Origin of the sequence: Hydrogenophaga sp. NFH-34 (assembly GCF_021401345.1) — a bacterium.
In the GTDB taxonomy this organism is placed as follows: Bacteria; Pseudomonadota; Gammaproteobacteria; order Burkholderiales; family Burkholderiaceae_C; genus Hydrogenophaga; species Hydrogenophaga electricum.
In genome coordinates this window covers 88,653-108,707 of sequence record NZ_JACBGE010000019.1, presented here as the reverse complement: position 1 = coordinate 108,707, position 20,055 = coordinate 88,653, and the positions used below count along the sequence as shown (strand labels likewise).

Here is a 20,055-nt window from a genome sequence, read left to right as displayed (position 1 = left end):
GATCCTATCAGAGCGGTTCCCGGTCCGGCCCCGCGGGCGCTGCCTCCGTCCAGGGCGCCGTGTAGGCGGGCCAGCAGGCCAGGCCGGCCGGCCGAGACAGGGCCGCGGGCCCGGGGTGCGCCGGCTCCAGCACCATCGCCAGCGGCTGCGCGGCGGTGAAGCGTGGCCAGGCCGTCCCGTTCACCGGGCCCGGCGCGCCGTGGTGGACGAAGTCCGCCCAGGCCCGGATCACCGTGGCCGACAACGCATCGGCGGCGCCGGTTGCGCCGATCTTGGGCGCCAGGTGCGGGTGGCGGTGGGTGCCGAAAACGAAGGGCACGTCGGCCGCGTGCGGCGTGCTGGGGCGGTCACCGGGCAGGGGGTAGGCGAATTCGTAGGCCCACGCGGGCTGGCCGTGGGCGGCCTGGCGGTTTATCAGTTGCAGGATGGGGGCGCGGAACACCAGGTCGGTGTAGAGGTCGCGCCAGCGCTGCGGCACACCGCCGCTGGCCGTGTAGGCGTCGAGCACGGCCGCGGTGTCGGGTGCCGGGGTGAAGGCGTAGTGCTGCGCCATCAGGCGTTGCACCCGGGGGGCCAGTTCGGCCGCGTCGTCCGGCTCGCGCAGCGGGGCCAGCGAGTGGCCTTGGCCATCCTGGAGGTGGAACCAGAAGTCGGCCTCGTGGCGCGTCCAGCCGGCCAGCAGGGGCACGCCGATGGCGGGCGCGTCGAACGGCCAGTGGCGCAGCAGGCGGCCGTCGCGCACCGGGGCCGTGTGCGGGCGCCGGCCCTCGGCGGTCAGGGTGCGGGCCAGCGCCTGCTCTTCGGTCTGCAGCACGCTGCCAGCCACCTGGCGCAGCGCGGGCACGGCCACGCCCAGGCGGCGCGCCAGGGCTTCGGTGTAAGCGGCAGCGTCGGCCAGTTCAGCGAACATCGGCGGCCGGAACAGGGGCGGGCTCTGCGCGATGAGCGCGTGGAAGTGCCCGCTGGCCAGGCTGTTCTGCGCCAGCATCACGGCGTTGGCGGCGCCGGAGGACTGGCCGGCGAGGGTGACGCGGCCCGGGTCGCCGCCGAAGGCGCCGATGTGCTCGGCCACCCAGGCCAGCGCCGCCAGCTTGTCTTGCAGGCCCCAGTTGGCGCAGAAGCCGGTGGCGGGGTCCTCCAGCCCGGGGTGCGCGAGGCCGCCCAGGGCCCCGAGGCGGTAGTTGATCGTCACGACCACCACGCCGAGCGCGGCCAGGGCCTGGCCGTCGCTGGCGGGCGAGGCCCCGTGCCCGTTGCGGGTCTGGCCGCCATGGATCCACACCATCACCGGGTGCCGGCCGGTGAGCGAGGGCGTCCAGACGTTGAGGAACAGGCAGTCTTCGGACAGGTGTTCGATGGGGGCGTTCAACCACTGCTGCTGGCCGGCCAGGGTCTGCAGGCTGGCGGCACCGGCGTCGTGCGCCGGCCGGATACCGGTCCAGGGCAAAGGGGGCTGGGGTGACCGCAGCCGCAGCGGCCCGACCGGGGGCCGAGCGTAGGGCACCCCCAGAAAACGGTGGATGCCTCCGGTGCAGAGGCCGGACAGCCGGCCCAGCGGGGTGGTGACGAGGGAAGGGTTCATGAAGCAGCTTTTCGGTGGCCGGGCGCGATGACCGGGAGACGGTGAAAAGATGCTAGGCGGGCTGGCGGCCTACCGGGCCGCCCTTTGTTTTGCGCGCAGGCGCTTTTGATTTGCCAGCCGGCCGCTCAGGGCGCGGGCGCTCGGATCGACGCGAACTGTTTGGGCGGGCGGCCGAAGTGGCGGGCGAAGGCGGTGCTGAAATTGGCCGGGTGCCGGTAGCCCACCTGCCAGGCGGCCTGGGCCACCTGGCAGCCGCCTTGTAGCAGGCGCAGGGCCTGTTCCATGCGGGCTTGCAGCAGCATCTGGCCGGGTGATGTGCCAAAGCATTCGCGAAAGCCCCGCTTCAGCCGCGTTTCGCTCATGCCGGTGGCCTGGCAGAGCTCGGCCAGCCGCAGGTCGCGGTGCCACTGGCTGTGGATCAGGTCCCGCGCTTGCTGGAGCCGCTCGCTGTCGCGGTGTGGGGGCACGGGTGGGGCCTCGGGCGGTACCCAGCCGAGCGTGCGCAGCTGTTCGGTCAGCAGGCCCAGCGCCAGGGCCTGGCCGTCCAGGTGGTCGAGGGCGCTGGCGCAGCGGTGGCGGTAGAGCGCGAGCGCGCGGGCGGCGCACGCGGGCGGGGTGGGCAGCAGGGCCAGCGCGCGCACCCCGTGCCGCGGCAGCAGCCGGGCCAGCGCGGCCGGGCCGATGAGGCGCTCGGCCAGCGGGCCGTCCACACGCAGGCGCAGTTGGGCCACGGGCCGGTCGCCCGGAAAGCGCCGTTCGCCCTCGCTGCCGCGCAGCGTGGCCACCGTGGTGTGGCCGGCGCGGAACTGCAGGTGCTCGCCGTCGCGGCTGCGGTATTCGGACGCCCCGGCCAGGCCGAAGGTCAGCACCAGGGCGGTGGCGTCGCCTGGGTGGGTGTGGCGTTCGTGCTGGCGGCCCGGGCTGCGCGAGCGGATCGCGCTGAACCCCGGCACGATGTCCAGGCGTTCGCTGACCGGGCCGGCCGTCGCCGCCGGTGGCGTGAGCGGTTGCCAGCCACCGGGGCCCGGTTCCGCCAGCGGGGACGCGAAGGCCTCAGTCATAGCGCCGGGTGAAGATCAGGTCGACCGCGTTTTCTTCGCCGGCGCGTCCGCGCAGCGTCAGCGAGCGCGTGAGGTCGTAGAACAGCGACACGGTGCCCAGCGTGCCGATGAGGCTGCGCTCGTAGCTGATGTAGAGCTGGCTCGACAGGCGTTTGCCCACCGAGACGGCCGCAGCGTTCACGGTGCCGTCGGTGTTCTGCGTCTGGCCGCGCAGCCCGATGTCGTCCAGCCCCAGGCTCTGGGCGAGCTGGGTGCCCCGGTCTTCGCCCCGGCTGGACAGCAGCGCCAGCGCGGCCTGCTGGAGGATGGCGGCTTCGGCGCCGGTGCCCGTGGCGGGCCGGCCCAGCACCAGCCAGGCGAGCTTTTCGCTGTCGGGCATGTCGGGGTCGGCGAACAGGCGCACCGTGGGCGACTGGGCACTGCCCGAGACGCGCACGCCCACGCGCTGGTCGCTGCTGCCCTGCGGCCGGATGGCCACGATCTCCAGCGTCGGGTCGTCGTACGGGCCGCTGAAGCGCAGCGCGCCGGATTCGATGGTGAGCTGCTGGGCGTAGGCGCGGTAACTGCCGCTGGTGGTGCGCACCTCGCCCAGCACGCGGGGCGTGGGTTCGGCGGGGGTGCTGCGCACTTCGAGCTTGCCGCCCAGGCGGGCCTGCAGGCCGCGCCCGCGCACGTCGAAGCGTTCGCCGAGGTCGATCTCCAGCCGGGCATCGGTGTGGACCTGCCGCCCGGGTTCGGTGGGGGTGGTGGCCTGCCGGCCACCGCGCACCACCACGTCGGTGTCGAGGCTGGGGGTGAACTCGTCGGGCAGCACGAACAGGGCTTCGTCGGCGCGCAGGTTGCCACGCACTTCCAGCTGGTCGCCCTGCAGGCGGGCCTGGGTCTGGCCACTGAGCACCAGGCGCCGGTCGGGCCGGTTGGACACGCGCAGGCGGTCGGCCTTGGCCTGCAGCGTGATCGCCGGCCAGAGCGCACCGCCGGCGGGCTGGGTCTGCCAGCGCGCTTCGCCCGAGGCTTCGAGCGTGCCGCCTTCGGCCGCCCCACGCGGGCCTTCGAGCCGCAGGCTGTCGATCGCCAGGTGTTCGCCGTCGGCGGTGATCCGCAGGCGGCCGTTGCTGAAGGCGATGCCTTCGATGAGCGAGATCACCGCCACGTCGTCGGCCTGCAACTGGCCGCGCCAGTCGGGTTGGCCGCGTGTGCCGGCGATCTGCACCTGGGCCGCCAGCGAACCGCGCACGCGCCAGCCGGGTGGCGCCAGCGCCGACCACACGCCGACCTGGGGCATGCGCGCTTCCAGCGAACCCTGCAGCGGTGCCGACGCGGGCCAGCCCGCGGCCAGCCCGTCGGCAGCCGGGTCGATGCGGGTGCCGATGTCGGCACTGGCCTGGCCGAGCCGTTCGCTGTCCCAGCGCAGCGTGGCCTGGGCGCGGTCGCCCTGCACGTTCAGGTCGAGGCGGGCTTCCCGCACCTGCGCGGGCACCGGCGCGCTGGCGCGGCGCTCGGTGTTGCCGGTCACGGCATCGGCCTGCAGCAGCAGGTCGCCGCCGGTGCGGTGCAGCGAGGCGGCCACTTTCCAGGGCGCGCGCGTGGCCACGGGCAGGCTGACGTCCCAGTCGGCGCCGAGCTGCAGATCGCCGCTGATGCCGGCGCGGGCGAGCGCACCGACCGGCTGGCCGGCGGCGATGGCCAGCGCTTCCATCCAGGCCAGCGACAGGCCTTCGAGCCGGCCCTGGGTGGTGAGCAGGCCGGCGTCCCAGCGCAGGGCATCCCAGGCGATGCGGGCCGGTGCCAGCGCAGTGCTGCCCGCCGGGTTGCGGCCCAGCCACGCCCAGTTCAGCTGGCCCGGGTCGGCCGCCACGCTGAGCGCGGCGTTGGCGCCCGTCTGCCAGCGCACGGCCAGCGGGGCGGCCAGTTGCCAGGCCGTGGCCGGCAGTCCCGCGGTCGACGCGCTGGCGTCCGCCGGGGGCGCCCCGGGAGCGTGTTCGATGCGCAGGCGTTCGATGCCCACCTGGCCCGCCGCAGGCGGCCAGGTGGCCGGGGAGCGCGTGCCGGTTTCCAGCGGCCAGCGGGCCTGGCCGGCCGCGGACAGCGTCCAGGGCCCTTGGCCGCCGCTGCCTGTCCATTGCAGTTGCAGGCGGTCGAGCGGGCCTTGCGCCCGGACGCGCAGGTCCTGGAGCGACGCCTGCGTGCCTTGTGGGTCGCGCAGCCGCAGGCCGGGAATGCGCAGTTCACCGTCCAGACGCGGCCAGGCCGGGCGCGCACCAGCGGGTTGCCAGGCGGCCAGTTCGGCGGGCAGGGGCCAGGCTCCTTGCCAGGCCAGTTGCAGCTGGCCCGCGCCTTCGAGCTGGCTGGCCGACCACGGGGTGGCCGCAGCCAGGGCCGAGCGCACGGGCGGGCCGATCAGGGGCAGGTCGCCGAGGCTGTTCACCCAGGTTTGCAGGGCCCGGGCGTCGGACAAGTTCATCGCCAGTTGCCCACGGTCGGCGGGCTGGCCCTGGCTGCCGGCCAGGGTGATCGCCAGGCCCGGAGCCTGCACGCGGGCGTCGATGCGCAGGCGGTGGGCGCCCAGGTCGACCTCGCCCTGCGCGTCCAGCTGGGCACCGGCCACGGTGGTGCGGGCGCGGTCGAGTTGCAGGATCTGGCGCTCCGCCTGCCACTGCCCTTGCACCTGGGTCGGCCCGAGCAGCAGTGCCCGGCTGGCCGCTGCGCGCGCAGCGCCTTGCGGTCGCAGGTCGGCGTCGAACGCGAGTGTCGTGCCGGCCGGCGCATCGGCCTTCAGGCGGCCGTCGATGCGTTGCGGGGCGAGCGTGTGCCAGAGGCGCGAAGGGTCGATGCCGCTGAGTCGCGCTTCGCCCTGCCCGCGCCAGGGGGCGCCGGCGGTGCCCGGGTCGAGCTGGCCCTCGGCCTGGAGCCGGCCACCACCGAGCGCGGCGTCCAGTTGCGCCAGCGTCCAGCGGCCGTCTTGCAGCACCACCTGGGCCTGCAGGGCTTCGAGCGGCAGCGCGCCGGTGTCCCACGGTCCGGGCTGGGTGTTGCGCAGATGGGCGCTGGCGCGCCAGGCCGCCCCATCGGGCCGCGCCGTCACGGTGCCGCTGAGCGCGCTGCGCGGTGCGCCCGGCCAGAGCAGGGCGAGGTCCAGGCCGCGTGCGTTCAGGTCCAGCGTCTGCACCGGCTGCGGGAGCGGGGCCCACGGCAGGATCTCGGCCCGGGCGTCGAGGCCGATGTCCTGGCTGCCATCGGCCGTCGCGAGGGCCGCGGTCACCTGCAGCTGGGCGGCAGCGCCGGCCAGCGTGCCCGTCGCCTGGGCCTGGGCGTTCAGCGCCAGCGGTGGGGCGTCCGGGCGGTCGAGCGTGGCGAGCCCGGTCAGTTGCAGCGCCAGGGGCATGGGGGCTTGCGCGCCCAGCACGGCGGTGGCCTGGTATTGCCCCTGGGCGAGGTGCACCTGCTCGATGTGCAGGGCGTGCGCAGGCTGGCCGGCGGCCAGGCCTTCGGTGGGCAGGTCCGCATCGGGCGTGAAAGCGCCGTAGCGGTAGCGGCCGCGCAGGTCCTGCAGACTGACGCTGGGCGCGACCGGATCGCTGCCGTAGCTGAATTGCCCCACCTGCCAGGCCAGGCTCACGGGCAAGGGCAGTTCCAGGGCCTGCAGCGGCTCGGTCGGGGTGGCGGTGGGCGGGCGCTGGTCCACGATGCGCAACGTGCCGATGCTGAGCGGCGGCAGGTGCAGGCCCTGGCCGGTCAGGGCGTCGAGCCAGAGCGCGCTGTGCCAGGGCGCCAGCACCCGCTCGGCCTGCACGTCGAGCCCGTTCTGCGACCAGTGCAGGCGCCCGATGTGGCCGCCGCCGCGCAGGCTGCCTTGGGCATCGCTCACGGTCAGCGTGCCGAAGGTGTCGGGGTGGTTCTGGCTCCAGTCGGCCACCCATTCCAGCGCCTGGGGCAGCGAGCCGTCGCGGCCGGCCCAGAGCCACAGCGCGAGCAGGCTGGCCAGCAGCAGGCCGGCCAGGGGGCCGAAAATGCCCAGTACCCGCAGCGCCCACCGGCCGCGTGGGCGGCGGGCGGGCGGCGGCGGGGGCTGCGTGGCGGGGGGCGGTGCGGCGTGCGTGGGGTCCATGGTCAGAAGTTGAAGCCCACGTTCAGATGCAGGCGCCAAGCGCGCGTGCGCTCACCCCAGGCCAGGTCCACCTGCAGCGGGCCGACCGGGCTGTTGTAGCGGATGCCGGTGCCGATGCCGCGGTCGATGCGCCAGTCTTTCACGCTGTCGGTGATGGAGCCGGCGTCGATGAACACCACGTGTTCCCAGTTGCCGCCCGGGGCGCCGACGGGGCGCTGCCATTCCACGCTGGCCACGGCCTTGTAGCGGCCTGGCGAGACGCCACCGTCGCTTTGCGGGATGCCGATGGCGCGCAGGCTGTAGCCCCGCACCGTGGTGTCGCCGCCGGTGAGGAACAGCAGGGTTTGCGGAATGCGCGCATCCTCGGCGGCCCAGACCGCTCCGCCTTCGAGCCGCAGCACCACCCGGCCGGCGCGGCTGCTGGCCTCGTCGGACAGCGGCCAGTAGCCCAGCCAGCGGGCCTCGCCGCGTGTGAAGGGCTGGCGTTCGCTGCCCAGCGTGGTGCCCACGCCCAGCTCGAACCCCAGGCCGTACCCGGCACGCGGGAAGGGCAGGGCATCGAAACGGCGCTGGGTCCAGGCCATGTTGGCCGACACGGACGCGTCGTAGCCGTCGGTGCCCAGGGCGCGGGTGGTTTCGTGTTCGGTGCGGGCGCGGTCGTATTGCAGGTAGTAGCTGCGGTCGAGCGACTGGCCGTCCTGCGAGCGGCCCCAGCGCAGCCGCTGGCTGGTGGTGGTTTCCAGACCGTCCAGCTGGCGGGCGGCCTGCGCGCTGGTGATCCAGCGCCAGCCGTTTTCGGCCAGCGGCGACGACCATTCGGAGCGGAACACGCTGTCCTTGCGCTCCAGCTTCAGCGTGAGCTGGCTGCGCCAGTCCAGATAGGGCACGCGGTGGTGGGTGTGTTCGAGCGTGAAGCGCGCGCCGTTGTCGGTGCTGGCACCGATACCGACCGACAGCTGCTGCTTGCGCGCTTCGCGCAACTGCACCAGCACGGTCGCGGGCTCGCCGCTGGCCGAAGGCTCGACGGTGACGTAGGCGGCTTCGTAGTAGCCGGTTTCCGACAGGCGCTGTTGCGCGGTCTGCAGCACGGCGAGGTCGTAGACGCTGCCCTCGCGCAGGCCCGCCAGCGCCAGCACGTGGCGGACGGTGGCGGGGTCGTAGCGCTCGGCGCCTTCGATGCGCAGGGCGCCCAGTTGCACCGGCGGACCGGAGTCGAATTCGACCGACAGGTGCGCGGCGTGCTGGGTCGGGTCGATGTCGGCCAGGCTGTTGTAGACCCGGGCCAACGGGTAGCGGCGGGTGGTCAGGCTGCGCAGCGCGTCGGCCTTGGCGCTCGACCAGGCCGACTGCGTGAAACGCTCGCCAGTCTGCAGTGACCAGTTCGCCGTGATGCCTTCACGCTGGGCCGCGGCATCCGTGCGGTGGGCAATGTCGCCCCGGAAGTAGACGTTCACGTCGGCCACGCGCGTGGCCGGACCGGGCTGCACCCGCAGCCGCACCGTGCCCATTGGCGCAGAACCCGCCACCGGCGGTTCGATGTGGATGTCGGGCGCGAAATAGCCCTGGGTGCCGAGCAGGCCTTCGATGTCGGTGCGCGCCTGCGCCAGCAGGCGGTCCAGCTCTTCGGCGTCCAGGTCGGGCAGCGTGCGGAAACGCTGCAGGGCCATGTGGCGCAGCAGCAGGTCGCGCAACTCGTCGGGAGCCTCCAGGTCGATGTCGAAGCGCGGGCGCGTCTCGGCGTCGCCTTCCGGGGCGGTCGGGGTGTCCGCAGCGGCGGCCTCGACCGGCGCCTCAGACGCCGGGTCTTGGGCCTGGGCGGGCGCAGGGAACTGCCCCAGGCAGACGCCCGCCAGCAGCATGCCCCACGCCCGGCCCACGGCGCGTGGGGTGAGCAAGGTCATCGGTGGTTCATTTCGACAGCAGACGCATCGCTTCTTCCAGGCCCTTGAGGGTCAGCGGGTACATGCGCTGGCCCATGAGCTGCTGGACGATGCTGATGCTCTGTCGATACTGCCACACGCCCTGAGGTTCCGGATTGATCCACGCGAATTTCGGGAAGGCATGTGTAAGCCGTTGCAACCACTCGGCGCCGGCCTCTTCGTTGTTGTATTCCACGCTGCCGCCGGGCTGCAGGATTTCGTACGGGCTCATGGTGGCGTCGCCCACGAAGATCAGCTTGTAGTCCTTGTTGTACTTGCGGATGATGTCCCAGGTCGGGAATTTTTCCGCGTAGCGGCGCTTGTTGTTCTTCCACATGTAGTCATACACGCAGTTGTGGAAGTAATAGAACTCCAGGTGCTTGAACTCGCCCTTGACGGCCGAGAACAGCTCCTCCACGCGCTGGATGTGTTCGTCCATGGTGCCGCCCACGTCCATCAGCAGCAGCACTTTCACGTTGTTGTGCCGCTCCGGAATCATCTTGATGTCCAGATAGCCGGCATTGGCGGCCGTCGCGCGGATGGTGTCGGGCAGGTCGAGTTCGAGGTCGTTGCCTTCGCGCGCGAACTTGCGCAGCCGCCGCAGCGCCACCTTGATGTTGCGCGTGCCCAGCTCCTGCGTGTCGTCGTAGTCGCGGTAGGCGCGCTGGTCCCACACCTTCACCGCCGACTTGTTGCCGCCCTTGCCGCCGATGCGGATGCCCTGCGGGTTGTGGCCGCCGTGGCCAAAGGGCGAGGTGCCGCCCGTGCCGATCCACTTGCTGCCGCCTTCGTGGCGCTCCTTCTGCTCTTCGAGGCGCTTCTTCAGCGTCTCCATCAGCTCGTCCCAGTCCATCTTGGGCGCGTTGGCCTTCTGCTCCGCGGAGAGGATGCGCTCCATCTCCTGGCGCAGCCAGTCGGCGGGAATGGGCTTGGTGAAGTCGGCGATCATCTCGACGCCCTTGAAATAGGCGGCGAAGGCGCGGTCGAACTTGTCGTAGTGCTTCTCGTCCTTGACCAGCGCGGTGCGGCTGAGGAAGTAGAAGTCGTCCATGCTGCAGGCGTCCGGGTTGGTCGGCCCGACCACGTCGGCCTTCAAGGCTTCCAGCAGCGTCAGGTATTCCTTGACCGACACCGGCAGCTTGGCCGCGCGCAGGGTGTAGAAGAAGTCGATCAGCATGGCAATGCTCCGTTCAGCCGTGCCGCCCACGCAGGTACAGCAACTGCGCCCGGGCCTCGGGCCATTCGCCGGCGGTCATGCTGTACATGACGGTGTCGCGGATGGTGCCGTCGCGGCGCAGCGCGTGGCCGCGCAGCACGCCGTCTTTTTGGGCCCCCAGACGTTCGATGGCGCGCTGGCTGGCGAAGTTGTAGTTGTCGGTGCGCCAGCCCACCACGCGGCAGCCCAGGGTGTCGAAGGCGTGGCCCATCATGAGCAGCTTGGCGGTGGTGTTGACGTGACTGCGCTGCACGCTGCGGGCGTACCAGGTCCAGCCGATTTCGACCCGCTGCACGGCCGGCACGATGTCGTGGTAGCTGGTGCTGCCGAGCACGCGGTCGCTGGCGTCGTCGATCACGGCGAACGCGAAGCGGTGGCCTTCTGCGCGCATCTTCAGCGCGGTTTCGATGTAGGCGCGGGTGTTCTCGGGCTCGGGCACCGAGGTGATCCGCAGGGTCCAGAGCTCGCCGTCGGCCGCAGCGGCGCGCAGGCCATCTTCGTGCGCCAGCGCCAGGGGCTCCAGGCGCAGGCCGTGGTCGCGGAGGGTGACGGGCTGGACGAACATCACCGGTTGCGCTGGTTCATGAACACCAGCTTTTCGAACAGTGTGGTGTCCTGTTCGTTCTTGAGCAGGGCGCCCACCAGCGGCGGGATGCTGACCTTGCTGTCGGCACTTTGCAGCGCTTCGACCGGGATGTCTTCGGCCATCAGCAGCTTGAGCCAGTCGATCAGTTCGGAGGTAGAGGGCTTCTTCTTGAGGCCGGGCAGGTTGCGCACGTCGTAGAAGGTCTTCATGGCCGCCGTCAGCAGGTCCTGCTTGAGGTCGGGGAAGTGCACGTCCACGATCTTCTTCATCGTGTCGGCCTCGGGGAACTTGATGTAGTGGAAGAAGCAGCGGCGCAGGAATGCGTCGGGCAGTTCCTTCTCGTTGTTCGAGGTGATGAACACCAGGGGGCGGTGCTTGGCCTTGATGAGTTCGTGCGTTTCGTAGCAGTAGAACTCCATGCGGTCGAGCTCGCGCAGCAAGTCGTTGGGGAACTCGATGTCGGCCTTGTCGATTTCGTCGATCAGCAGCGCCACCGGCTGGTCGGCGGTGAAGGCCTGCCACAGCACGCCCTGCACGATGTAGTTGCGGATGTCCTGCACGCGCTGGGCACTGTCGGCGGTGTTGAGCTGGCTGTCGCGCAGACGGTTCACCGCGTCGTATTCGTACAGACCCTGCTGCGCCTTGGTGGTGCTCTTGATGTGCCACTGCAGCAGCGGCATGTTCAGCGCCTGCGCCACTTCTTCCGCCAGCATGGTCTTGCCGGTGCCGGGCTCGCCCTTGACGAGCAGGGGACGCTTGAGCGTGATGGCGGCGTTGACGGCCAGCATCAGATCCTGGGTGGCGACGTAGTTTTCAGAGCCTTGGAATTTCATGGATGGGCAGGTGACGCGAAGGGGACTGGAGGGGTCTGGCTCAGGGTTATCAATAAGCTTGAGCTGATAACCTAGTCTATATAATCGACTGTTGATTTTTATCAATCGACCATTTCATTGTGCTTGCAAAATGAATTCACTGTTGCCCACGATCGTCCGTACCGTTGTCGCCGTTGCGACCCTTTCCGCGGCAACGCTCACTGCGCATGCCCAGGGCGTGACCGGTGATGTGCAGGCAGGTCACAAGAAGGCCGAGATGTGCATCGGGTGCCACGGCATCCCCGGCTACCAGAACAGCTTCCCCGAGATCCACAAGGTACCGAAGATTTCGGGTCAGAACGGTGCGTACATCGTGTCCGCGCTGAATGCCTACAAGAAGGGTGACCGCAAGCACCCGACCATGCGCGGCATCGCCGGCTCGCTGTCCGAGCAGGACATGGCCGACCTGGCGGCGTTCTACGCCAGCCAGGCCGGTCAGACGCCGGCCGACACGCCCAAGACGGCCAGTGCCACGGCCGCGGCGCTGATCGAAAAGGGCGCCTGCGCGTCCTGCCACGGGGCCAACTTCGCCAAGCCGATCGACCCGAGCTACCCCAAGATCGCCGGCCAGCACGCCGACTACCTCTACGTCGCGCTCAAGGCCTACACGGTCGAAGGCAACAACGTGGTGGGCCGCTCCAACGGCGTCATGGCGGGCATTGCCAAGCAGTTCAAGCCGGCCGAAATGCGCGAGATCACCAAGTACCTGAGCACACTCGACGGCGACCTGCAGACGGTGCCGCAATCGCGTTTCCGCTGAACGCGTGCGGGCCGGTTTGCCGGCACGCTGCATGAAAAAGCCACCTCATGGGTGGCTTTTTTTGTGCCTCAGTCGCGTGTGGCGCGGCGGCGGACTTCGTCGATATAGGCCTGTCCGTCCGGCGGACGCCCGGCGCGCTGGCTTTCCCAGATCATGCGGCCCAGGCATTCCATCACCTCGTGATGCGCCACGTGGAGGTCGCCCCGGCGCGCGGCCAGCAGTTCCACGGCCTGGCGGATGCCCGGAGGCTGGTCGATGCTGCACTGCTCGCTGATCGACAGGTGCATGGACAGGTGCAGGAAGGGGTTGTCCTGCGTGCCGTCGCCCGGCTGGCCCAGTTGCGCCAGGGCGGCGTCCACATCGGCCAGTGTGGCGTGGTATTCGGGGTGCTCACCGATCCATTGGCCGGCCAGCACTTCGATGGCCTCCATGGTTTCGCCAGCCAACTGCTTGGCGTGGACCGCGCAAAAGAAGCGCCGGACATCGGCTTGAGAGGGGCTGAACATGGGATGCATTATCCTGCATGTTTTCGAGGAGACATTGCATGCCCCCAGCCTTCATCTGCGACGCGATCCGCACCCCCTTCGGCCGCTACGGCGGCGCCCTCAGCAGCGTGCGCACCGACGACCTCGGCGCCATCCCGCTCAAAGCCCTCATGGCCCGCAACCCCGGCGTGGACTGGGCCGCCCTGAGCGACGTCATCTACGGCTGTGCCAACCAGGCCGGCGAAGACAACCGCAACGTCGCGCGCATGAGCGCGCTGCTCGCCGGCCTGCCGCTGCAGGTGCCCGGCGCCACCGTCAACCGCCTGTGCGGCTCCGGCCTGGATGCCGTGGGCACCGCCGCGCGCGCCATCAAGGCCGGTGAAGCCGGCCTCATGATCGCCGGCGGTGTCGAAAGCATGAGCCGCGCCCCCTTCGTCATGCCCAAGGCCGAAACCGCCTTCAGCCGCACCAACGCGGTCTACGACACCACCATCGGCTGGCGCTTCGTCAACAAGCTGATGAAAGCCCAGTACGGCGTCGATTCGATGCCCGAGACGGCCGAGAACGTGGCCACGGACTACCGGATCGAGCGCGAAGCCCAGGACCGCATGGCCCTGGCCAGCCAGCTCAAAGCCGTGGCCGCCCAGAAGGCCGGTCACCTGGCGCGCGAGATCACGCCCGTCACCATCCCCCAGAAAAAGGGCGAGGCGCTCGTGGTGGACACCGACGAACACCCGCGCGAGACCAGCCTGGACAAGCTGGCAGCGCTCAAAGGCGTGGTCCGCCCCGACGGCACGGTGACCGCGGGCAACGCCAGCGGCGTCAACGACGGCGCCTGCGCGCTGCTGCTGGCCGATGAAGCCACGGCCGCTCGCTACGGCCTGACGCCCAGGGCCCGGGTCGTGGGCATGGCCACGGCCGGGGTGGCCCCGCGTGTGATGGGCATCGGCCCGGCACCGGCGACCGAAAAGGTGCTGGCGCTGACCGGGTTGTCCCTGGCGCAGATGAACGTGATCGAACTCAACGAAGCCTTTGCGGCGCAAGGGCTGGCGGTGCTGCGCCTGCTGGGGCTGGCGGACGATGATGAGCGGGTCAACGCCTGGGGCGGTGCCATCGCGCTGGGCCACCCGCTGGGGGCCAGTGGCGCGCGGCTGGCGACGACGGCGGTCAACCGGCTGCACACCACGGGCGGGCGCTACGCGCTGTGCACCATGTGCATCGGGGTCGGGCAGGGCATTGCGCTGGTCATCGAGCGGGTCTGAGCTTGAGCGGCGAAGCGCGGGGATCAAAAACCTGCCCCAAGGCAACTGCAGCCTCATTGGGAACAGCGACCCGCGCAGCGGCGGAGCGTGGGGGCCCGGGATTCAAGCGCCGGGCCGCCCCAAGCTGAATCCGCACTCCCTCGGGGAATAGCGACCCGCGCAGCGGCGGAGCGAGGGGGCCCGGGATTCAAGCGCCGGGCCGCCCCAAGCTGAATCCGCACCCCCTCGGGGGGCAGCGACCCGCGCAGCGGTGGAGCGTGGGGGCTCTATGTTTTCCAGGCAGGCAACTGCCAGTTGCGCCACAGGCTCAATGCCCGCAGCCCGGCGGTGACACCCACACACGACACCAAGGCGACCCAGCCCGGGGCGTCTGCTTGCCACAGGCCCACATAAACCCAGCCGCCGGCAAAGGCGCAGACCGCGTAGGGGCGGTGGTCGTGGAAGGCGGCGGGAATCTGGTTGCAGACCACGTCGCGCAGCACGCCGCCAAACACGCCGGTGATCAGGCCCATGAGCACGGCCACCAGGGCCGGCAATTCGAGCAGCAGGGCCTGGTGCACGCCGGTGGCGGCAAACAGGCCCAGGCCCAGCGCGTCGGGCCACTGGATGGCGCGTTCGGTCAGGGCAAAATGGCGCGTCCGCAGGAACAGCATGGCCAGCACGCACAGCGCCAGCACGCCCCAGAGCATCTCCACATGGCGCACCCAGAAGAAGGGGCGCTGGTCGAGCAGCAGGTCGCGCAGCGTGCCCCCGCCGAATGCGGCCAGAAAGCCCACCACGCACACCCCCACCGCATCCAGCCGCTTGCGCGCCGCCTCCATGATCCCGGAGAGGGCAAAGGCGGCGGTGGCGGCCATTTCCACCAGCAAGCGCAGGGTTTCGCCCCAGACCTGAACGTTTTGCATCGCCCGATTGTCCATGCCCGCCCTGCCGCTGATCACCGATCCGTTTTTTTATGCCGTGGCGATCCCGGCCGTGCTGCTGCTGGGCGTGAGCAAGAGCGGCTTTGGCGCCGGCTTCGGGTCGCTGGCGGTGCCGCTGATGGCGCTGGCGATCAGCGTGCCGCAGGCAGCGGCCATCCTGATGCCGGTGCTGCTGGTGATGGACCTGATGGGCATCGCCGCCTTCCGGCGCCACGTGGATGTCCGGCTGTTCCGCTTTCTGCTGCCGTTCGGTCTGCTGGGCATTGTGGTCGGCACCCTGGCCTTCCGCCTGTTGGACGCGCGCATGGTGGCCGGCATCGTGGGCGTCGCGACGTTGCTGTTCCTGGCGCAGCGCCTGCTGTTCCCGCCCCGTCCCGACAGCCCGCCGCCACCGCGCTGGCTGGGTGGTTTTCTGGCCATGACGTCCGGCTTCACCAGCTTCATCGCTCACGCTGGCGGGCCACCGATCAACGCCTACGTGATTCCGCTGAAACTGCCGCCCCTGCTGTTCACCGGCACGATGGCCTTTTTCTTTTTCTTCGTGAACCTGGCCAAATGGCTGCCTTACGCCTGGCTCGGCCTGCTGGACTGGCGCAACATGGCCACGTCGCTGGCGCTGCTGCCGTTCGCGCCGATCGGGGTCTGGGTCGGGGTGCGCATCGCGCACCGCATCAACCCGGTGCTGTTCTACCGCCTGGTGTACGCGGGCATGCTGCTGACCGGGTTGAAGCTGGTTTGGGACGCATGGCGATAACATAGCCTCCGGTTCAAGCAACAGGAGGTCGGTATGCCGGTGGTGGTGGTGGCCAATCCCAAGGGCGGTGTGGGCAAGTCCACGCTGTCGACCAACGTGGCGGGGTATTTCGCCAGCCAGGGGCATGCGGTCATGCTCGGTGACGCTGACCGCCAGCAATCGTCCCTCCTGTGGCTGGGGTTGCGCCCGCCCGCGGCCCGCCCGATCCAGACTTGGGAGATTTCCAGCGATTTCATCGCCCGGCCGCCGCGCGACGTTTCGCATGTGGTGCTGGACACCCCGGCGGGCCTGCACGGCTGGCGCTTCAAGGACGTGCTCAAGCTGGCCGACAAGGTGCTTGTGCCGCTGCAGCCAAGCATCTTCGACATCTACGCCACGCGGGCTTTCCTGGACGAACTGGCCGAGTCCAAGCGCGGCCAGACGCTGGAGGTGGGCATCGTCGGCATGCGGGTGGACGAGCGCACCATCGCCGCGGACAAGCTGCGCGAGTTTGTCGAGGGCCTGGGGCTGCCGGTGCTGGCATACCTGCGCGACACGCAGAACTACATCCATCTGGCTGCGCGCGGGCTCACCCTGTTCGACATCGCGCCCAGCCGGGTCGAGAAGGATCTGGGCCAGTGGGCCGGTCTGTGCCGCTGGCTGGCCGACTGACGCGGCCTGTCGGGCCTGAGTCTGCGGGAATACCCGGAGTTGTCCCGGGCCTGACACGTTCGACGGGCCCGCGGTCGCCAGAATGGCCAGCATGAAAGTCTTTGAAACCCTGGCCGATCTGGCCGCTTGCGTGGGACAGGAAGTCGCGGTCAGCGACTGGTTCACCATCACCCAGGAACAGGTCAACCTGTTCGCCCAGGCCACGGGTGACCACCAGTGGATCCACGTGGACGTCGAGCGCGCCCGCCAGGGACCGTTTGGTGCGCCGATCGCCCATGGTTTCCTGACGCTGTCGCTGCTGCCGCTGTTCTTCGAGTCCAGCTTCGTGGTGCGCCAGACCCGCATGGGCGTCAACTATGGTCTGAACAAGGTGCGGTTCACGGCGCCGGTGCCGGTGGGCAGCCGCTTGCGTGGGCGCATGACCCTGCTGTCGGCCGACCCGATCGAGAACCAGGGGCTGCAGATGACCTGGCAGATGCTCGTGGAGCGCGAGGGCAGCGACAAGCCGGTTTGCGTGGCCGAGGCGCTGGTGCGGCAATACCCTTGAAAGGGGGGCTGACGGGGTGGTCGCCGGCTATTTGATGCGCAGCAGCTGCTTGGCGTCGACCCAGCCTTCGAAGACCGGCATCAGGGCGTTGATGCGCTGGGCCGCTTCCGACTGGCTGTGCCGCTGGGAGACGAGCTGGTAGATGTCGTTGCGCAGCAGCCAGAGCTCCTGCGGCGCCCTGGCCTGGTAGAGGCGCTGGCGCAGACGGTCGGCCCCGCTGCTTTCGCAGTCGTTCATGGCCGAGAGCATGGCTTCACGGATCTGGTACATGTCCCGGGCGGTGGGGAAACGCCGGGGCTTCTGGGCGCGCTGGAAGCGCGCACGCAGCAGACGGGTCAGCGTGCGGATCATGGCTTTCACGATCCCATGCCGGCAAAGCCCTGTTGGCGCCAGGCTTCAAAAACCAGCACCGCCACGGCGTTCGATAGGTTGAGGCTGCGCTGGCCTGGGCGCATCGGCAGGCGCAGCCGCTGCGAGGCCGGAAACGATTCGCGCAGGGTTTCCGGCAGACCGCGGGTTTCGGCCCCGAAGACCAGCCAGTCGCCGGGCTGGAAACGCTGCTCGAAGGCGTTGTGGCTGCCTCGGGTGGTCAGCGCGAACAGGCGGGACGGGTCGGGTTGGGCCTGCTGCACGAAGTCGGGCCAGCTGGCGTGGCGTTGCACGCTGGCGTATTCGTGATAGTCGAGGCCGGCGCGCCGCATCTGCTTGTCTTCCATCGAAAAACCCAGCGGTTCGATCAGGTGGAGTGTGCAGCCGGTGTTCGCGCTCAGGCGGATCACGTTCCCGGTGTTGGGCGGGATCTCCGGTTCAACGAGGACGATGTGAAACATGCCGGCGTGCCGAACCCTGGGGCTGCATGGCCCTTGTGCAACCAGTGAACTGGTTTTTTTGCTCTCCCTGTGCAGCCGATGATAGCCGCGCGGGCGAAGCCCTCCTCACAGGGTATCGCGTGTTTCGTGAGCTTCGGCGCGCAGGCCCCGATCATCGGGTGTGCGGGCAAAGACGCAGGCGCGCACCGACCGGGCGCCGGCTGCACGCAGGGCCTGCGCGGCGGCTTCCAGGGTGGCGCCGGTGGTGCAGACGTCGTCCACCAGCAACACCCGCCGGCCATGCAGGCGCGCTGCGTGTTCCGGGTGCGCGGCCAGGGTGCCCCGGGCATTGCGCAGGCGCTCGGCGCGCGGCAGGTCGTGCTGGGCGCGGGGCGTGCCCAGACGGACCAGACCCATGGGCAGCGTGTCGATGGCCGGCGAGGGGCTGCCGCGACGCAGCGCCTTGGCCAGGTTCCAGGCCGGGTTGTAGCCCCGGGTGGCCAGGCGTTGCGGATCGGCGGGAATGGGTACCAGCAGGTCGTCCTCCTGCAGCCAGGTGTTCAGCCGTGCTGATCGGCGCAGGAGCCGGGCGAAGGTGCCGGCCCAGGCCGGCTCGCCCCGGAATTTGAAGCGCGCGACCAGGCCGTCCCAGGGATAGGCGTAGTCCACGGCGGCTTCACAGGCGTCCAGGCCATCGTGGGCTGCGCAGGCAAGGCATTCGCCGCAGAGGGGGCCGGCCTTGGGCGGGAGCGGCAGGGCGCAGCGCTCGCAGCGCGGCCGGGGTATGGCAAAACGGTGTTCGCAGGCGGCGCAAACCGGCGCGGCGGGCCAGCGGCCGCAGACCTGGCAAGTGCCGGCCAGGGCTTCCCGGGCGGGTGTCCACATCCTCCACATGGGGCCAATATACTGGCCGGCCGGCGTTGCCGTTCCGTTCGTTTTCCTTCTTCCTCTGCCCTGCGCCGTGTCCACCCCGTCTGTTTCTGAAATGCCCGTGTCGGAGGTGCCTGGTCTGGATGCGCTTGCCGCTCACCGCTGGTTGCGGCGCCCGGCCGAGGGCAGTGCCTGGCTGCACGAAGAGGTGGCCCGGCGCATGATGGACCGGCTGGGGTGGTTCCGCACCCTGCCGGACAGCTGGTTGCACTGGGAGCCGGTGCTGGGGGGGCTGCGGGCGCATGCGGCACTGGTCGAGCGCTTGCCGCAGGCGCAGGCGCTGGTCTGGGCCGAACACCTGGATGCCGCGCTCGCGGCCACAGGCGCACGCCGGCCGGGGCCGGCCTGGCACCCTTCGCAGTGGCTGCGCCGGGACACGCGCACGCGCGCCTGGGTGCCCGACGAGACGGTGGGCATGCTCTGGTCCAACCTGGCGTTGCACGCCGAACCGCAGCCTCAGGCGCTGTTGCGCCGTTGGCAGGGGCTGATCCGGACCGACGGTTTCCTCATGTTTTCCTGTCTGGGGCCGGACACGCTGCGCGAGTTGCGCGCGCTGTACGCGGCCCGGGGCTGGCGTCCGCCGGCCCAGGCCTTCACCGACATGCACGACTGGGGCGACATGCTGGTGCAAAGCGGCTTCGCCGAGCCCGTGATGGACATGGAGCGCATCGTGCTCACCTATTCCAGCGGCGCCGCGCTGCTGGATGAGTTGCGCACCCTGGGCCGCAACCTGTCCACGGATCGCGCTCCCCGTTTGCAGGCGCCGGGCGGACGGGCAGCGCTGGTGGAGGCGCTGGAGTCGGGGTTGCCGCGGGGCGATGACGGCCGTCTGCAGATGACCTTTGAAATCGTCTACGGCCACGCCTACAAGCCGGTGCCCAAGGACCGTGGCACCCAGACCGTCTCGCTCGACGAGATGCGCAACCAGTTGCGCCAGCGTCCGCCGCGCTGAGCCCGCATCCCTCGCGGGTGGCAGCGTCGCCCAGGTGTCCGGCCGGGCCGGCACCCGCTTCGGACGCCGCTACAATTGATATAAATCAAACTTTCGAGGTTGACTTCTGCTTCACCGGTCACAGCCGGTGTTTTTCTGGGTGGTGTCAGCAATGGGTGTCGGGCAGCTGGAGGCTTCTGCAGCGCCCGCCGGTGCGGCCGGCGGATGCTGGCTCATGCGGCGCAACTGCTCGGCAACACCCGCGCAGTTGGGGGCGGGGCTGGCGGTTGTCGGGCTGTCTTCGTTGCTGGTGGCCAGTCTGTTCTGGTGGCAGGGGGCGGTGCTGGTATTGCCGTTCGCGTTGCTCGAAGTGCTGGTGCTCGGGACGGCCTTTGTGGTGCACGCCCGCCATGCCACCGATTTCGAGCGCATCTGGCTGGATGGCCAGCGCTTGGTGGTGGAGCAGGAAAGTGCCGGTCGCATGCGTCGGGCCGAGTTCGTGAGGGAATGGGTTCGCCTGAGGGCTGCCGAAGGCGAAGGGCGGCTGGTGGAGGTCGCAGCCGGCGCCCAGATCGTGCGGGTGGGGCGTTTTCTGCGCCCGGACCAGCGCGCGGTGTTGCTCAATGAGATGCGCCAAGCATTGCGGATGGCCTGAATGT

The 20,055-nt window shown here is 70.2% G+C and carries 19 protein-coding genes; 7 read left to right on the top strand and 12 right to left on the bottom strand.

Annotation, left to right across the window (positions count from 1 at the left end; all coding sequences use genetic code 11):
• Window positions 1-7 precede the first annotated feature (7 nt).
• From L0977_RS18070 to L0977_RS18040, 7 genes are all read right to left on the bottom strand, one after another.
• Complete coding sequence (locus L0977_RS18070; protein WP_234266248.1) at window positions 8-1,582, bottom strand: carboxylesterase/lipase family protein; 1,575 nt, start codon at window positions 1,580-1,582, stop codon at window positions 8-10.
• A 125-nt stretch (window positions 1,583-1,707) separates the two neighbouring features.
• Window positions 1,708-2,643 (bottom strand): helix-turn-helix transcriptional regulator, encoded by a 936-nt coding sequence (locus L0977_RS18065; RefSeq protein ID WP_234266247.1) that lies wholly within the window; start codon window positions 2,641-2,643, stop codon window positions 1,708-1,710.
• Complete coding sequence (locus tag L0977_RS18060) at window positions 2,636-6,751, bottom strand: translocation/assembly module TamB domain-containing protein (RefSeq protein ID WP_234266246.1); 4,116 nt, start codon at window positions 6,749-6,751, stop codon at window positions 2,636-2,638. The genes L0977_RS18065 and L0977_RS18060 overlap by 8 nt, the downstream gene beginning before the upstream one ends.
• A gap of 2 nt (window positions 6,752-6,753) precedes the next feature.
• Window positions 6,754-8,652: an autotransporter assembly complex protein TamA gene (locus tag L0977_RS18055; RefSeq protein ID WP_234266245.1), complete on the bottom strand. Its 1,899-nt coding sequence runs from the start codon at window positions 8,650-8,652 to the stop codon at window positions 6,754-6,756.
• 7 nt (window positions 8,653-8,659) lie between these two features.
• Window positions 8,660-9,847 carry a vWA domain-containing protein gene (locus L0977_RS18050; protein WP_234266244.1) on the bottom strand — a complete coding sequence of 396 codons (1,188 nt, stop codon included), beginning with the start codon at window positions 9,845-9,847 and terminating at the stop codon, window positions 8,660-8,662.
• Window positions 9,848-9,860: 13 nt separating this feature from the next.
• The gene (locus L0977_RS18045; protein ID WP_234266243.1) at window positions 9,861-10,454 is read right to left on the bottom strand and encodes a GNAT family N-acetyltransferase; all 594 of its coding nucleotides are present in this window, start codon (window positions 10,452-10,454) and stop codon (window positions 9,861-9,863) included.
• Window positions 10,451-11,305, bottom strand: a complete 855-nt coding sequence (locus L0977_RS18040; RefSeq protein ID WP_234266242.1) for an AAA family ATPase — start codon at window positions 11,303-11,305, stop codon at window positions 10,451-10,453. The genes L0977_RS18045 and L0977_RS18040 overlap by 4 nt, the downstream gene beginning before the upstream one ends.
• A gap of 130 nt (window positions 11,306-11,435) precedes the next feature.
• Between L0977_RS18040 and L0977_RS18035 the strand changes: the two genes are divergently transcribed.
• The gene (locus tag L0977_RS18035; RefSeq protein ID WP_234266241.1) at window positions 11,436-12,104 is read left to right on the top strand and encodes a c-type cytochrome; all 669 of its coding nucleotides are present in this window, start codon (window positions 11,436-11,438) and stop codon (window positions 12,102-12,104) included.
• Between the two features lie 68 nt (window positions 12,105-12,172).
• Here L0977_RS18035 and L0977_RS18030 read toward each other — a convergent pair whose 3' ends face one another.
• Window positions 12,173-12,610, bottom strand: a complete 438-nt coding sequence (locus tag L0977_RS18030; RefSeq protein WP_234266240.1) for a DUF1841 family protein — start codon at window positions 12,608-12,610, stop codon at window positions 12,173-12,175.
• A 38-nt stretch (window positions 12,611-12,648) separates the two neighbouring features.
• Between L0977_RS18030 and pcaF the strand changes: the two genes are divergently transcribed.
• Complete coding sequence (gene pcaF, locus L0977_RS18025; RefSeq protein ID WP_234266239.1) at window positions 12,649-13,851, top strand: 3-oxoadipyl-CoA thiolase; 1,203 nt, start codon at window positions 12,649-12,651, stop codon at window positions 13,849-13,851.
• 266 nt (window positions 13,852-14,117) lie between these two features.
• On the opposite strand, the gene L0977_RS18020 is transcribed toward pcaF, so the two are convergent.
• The gene (locus L0977_RS18020; protein ID WP_234266238.1) at window positions 14,118-14,756 is read right to left on the bottom strand and encodes a trimeric intracellular cation channel family protein; all 639 of its coding nucleotides are present in this window, start codon (window positions 14,754-14,756) and stop codon (window positions 14,118-14,120) included.
• Between the two features lie 13 nt (window positions 14,757-14,769).
• On the opposite strand from L0977_RS18020, the gene L0977_RS18015 reads away from it, so the two are divergent.
• The 3 genes from L0977_RS18015 (at window position 14,770) to L0977_RS18005 (ending at window position 16,726) form a co-directional block, all read left to right on the top strand.
• A complete protein-coding gene (locus L0977_RS18015) occupies window positions 14,770-15,528 on the top strand; it encodes a sulfite exporter TauE/SafE family protein (protein WP_234266237.1) in 759 nt (252 codons plus the stop codon).
• 33 nt (window positions 15,529-15,561) lie between these two features.
• The gene (locus tag L0977_RS18010; protein WP_234266236.1) at window positions 15,562-16,179 is read left to right on the top strand and encodes a ParA family protein; all 618 of its coding nucleotides are present in this window, start codon (window positions 15,562-15,564) and stop codon (window positions 16,177-16,179) included.
• Between the two features lie 91 nt (window positions 16,180-16,270).
• Complete coding sequence (locus L0977_RS18005; protein WP_234266235.1) at window positions 16,271-16,726, top strand: MaoC family dehydratase; 456 nt, start codon at window positions 16,271-16,273, stop codon at window positions 16,724-16,726.
• 27 nt (window positions 16,727-16,753) lie between these two features.
• Here the strand turns inward: L0977_RS18005 and L0977_RS18000 are convergent, their stop codons facing one another.
• The 3 genes from L0977_RS18000 to L0977_RS17990 all read right to left on the bottom strand — a co-directional run bounded on the left by L0977_RS18000 (window position 16,754) and on the right by L0977_RS17990 (window position 18,420).
• Window positions 16,754-17,086 (bottom strand): hypothetical protein, encoded by a 333-nt coding sequence (locus L0977_RS18000; protein WP_234266234.1) that lies wholly within the window; start codon window positions 17,084-17,086, stop codon window positions 16,754-16,756.
• Window positions 17,083-17,556 carry a tRNA (uridine(34)/cytosine(34)/5-carboxymethylaminomethyluridine(34)-2'-O)-methyltransferase TrmL gene (trmL, locus tag L0977_RS17995; RefSeq protein ID WP_234266233.1) on the bottom strand — a complete coding sequence of 158 codons (474 nt, stop codon included), beginning with the start codon at window positions 17,554-17,556 and terminating at the stop codon, window positions 17,083-17,085. The genes L0977_RS18000 and trmL overlap by 4 nt, the downstream gene beginning before the upstream one ends.
• A 105-nt stretch (window positions 17,557-17,661) precedes the next feature.
• Window positions 17,662-18,420 carry a ComF family protein gene (locus tag L0977_RS17990; protein WP_234266232.1) on the bottom strand — a complete coding sequence of 253 codons (759 nt, stop codon included), beginning with the start codon at window positions 18,418-18,420 and terminating at the stop codon, window positions 17,662-17,664.
• A gap of 100 nt (window positions 18,421-18,520) precedes the next feature.
• On the opposite strand from L0977_RS17990, the gene L0977_RS17985 reads away from it, so the two are divergent.
• Entirely contained in the window at window positions 18,521-19,417 is an 897-nt protein-coding gene (locus tag L0977_RS17985; protein WP_234266263.1) for a biotin synthase, read from the top strand.
• A gap of 214 nt (window positions 19,418-19,631) precedes the next feature.
• Window positions 19,632-20,051: a DUF2244 domain-containing protein gene (locus tag L0977_RS17980; RefSeq protein WP_234266231.1), complete on the top strand. Its 420-nt coding sequence runs from the start codon at window positions 19,632-19,634 to the stop codon at window positions 20,049-20,051.
• Window positions 20,052-20,055 lie beyond the last annotated feature (4 nt).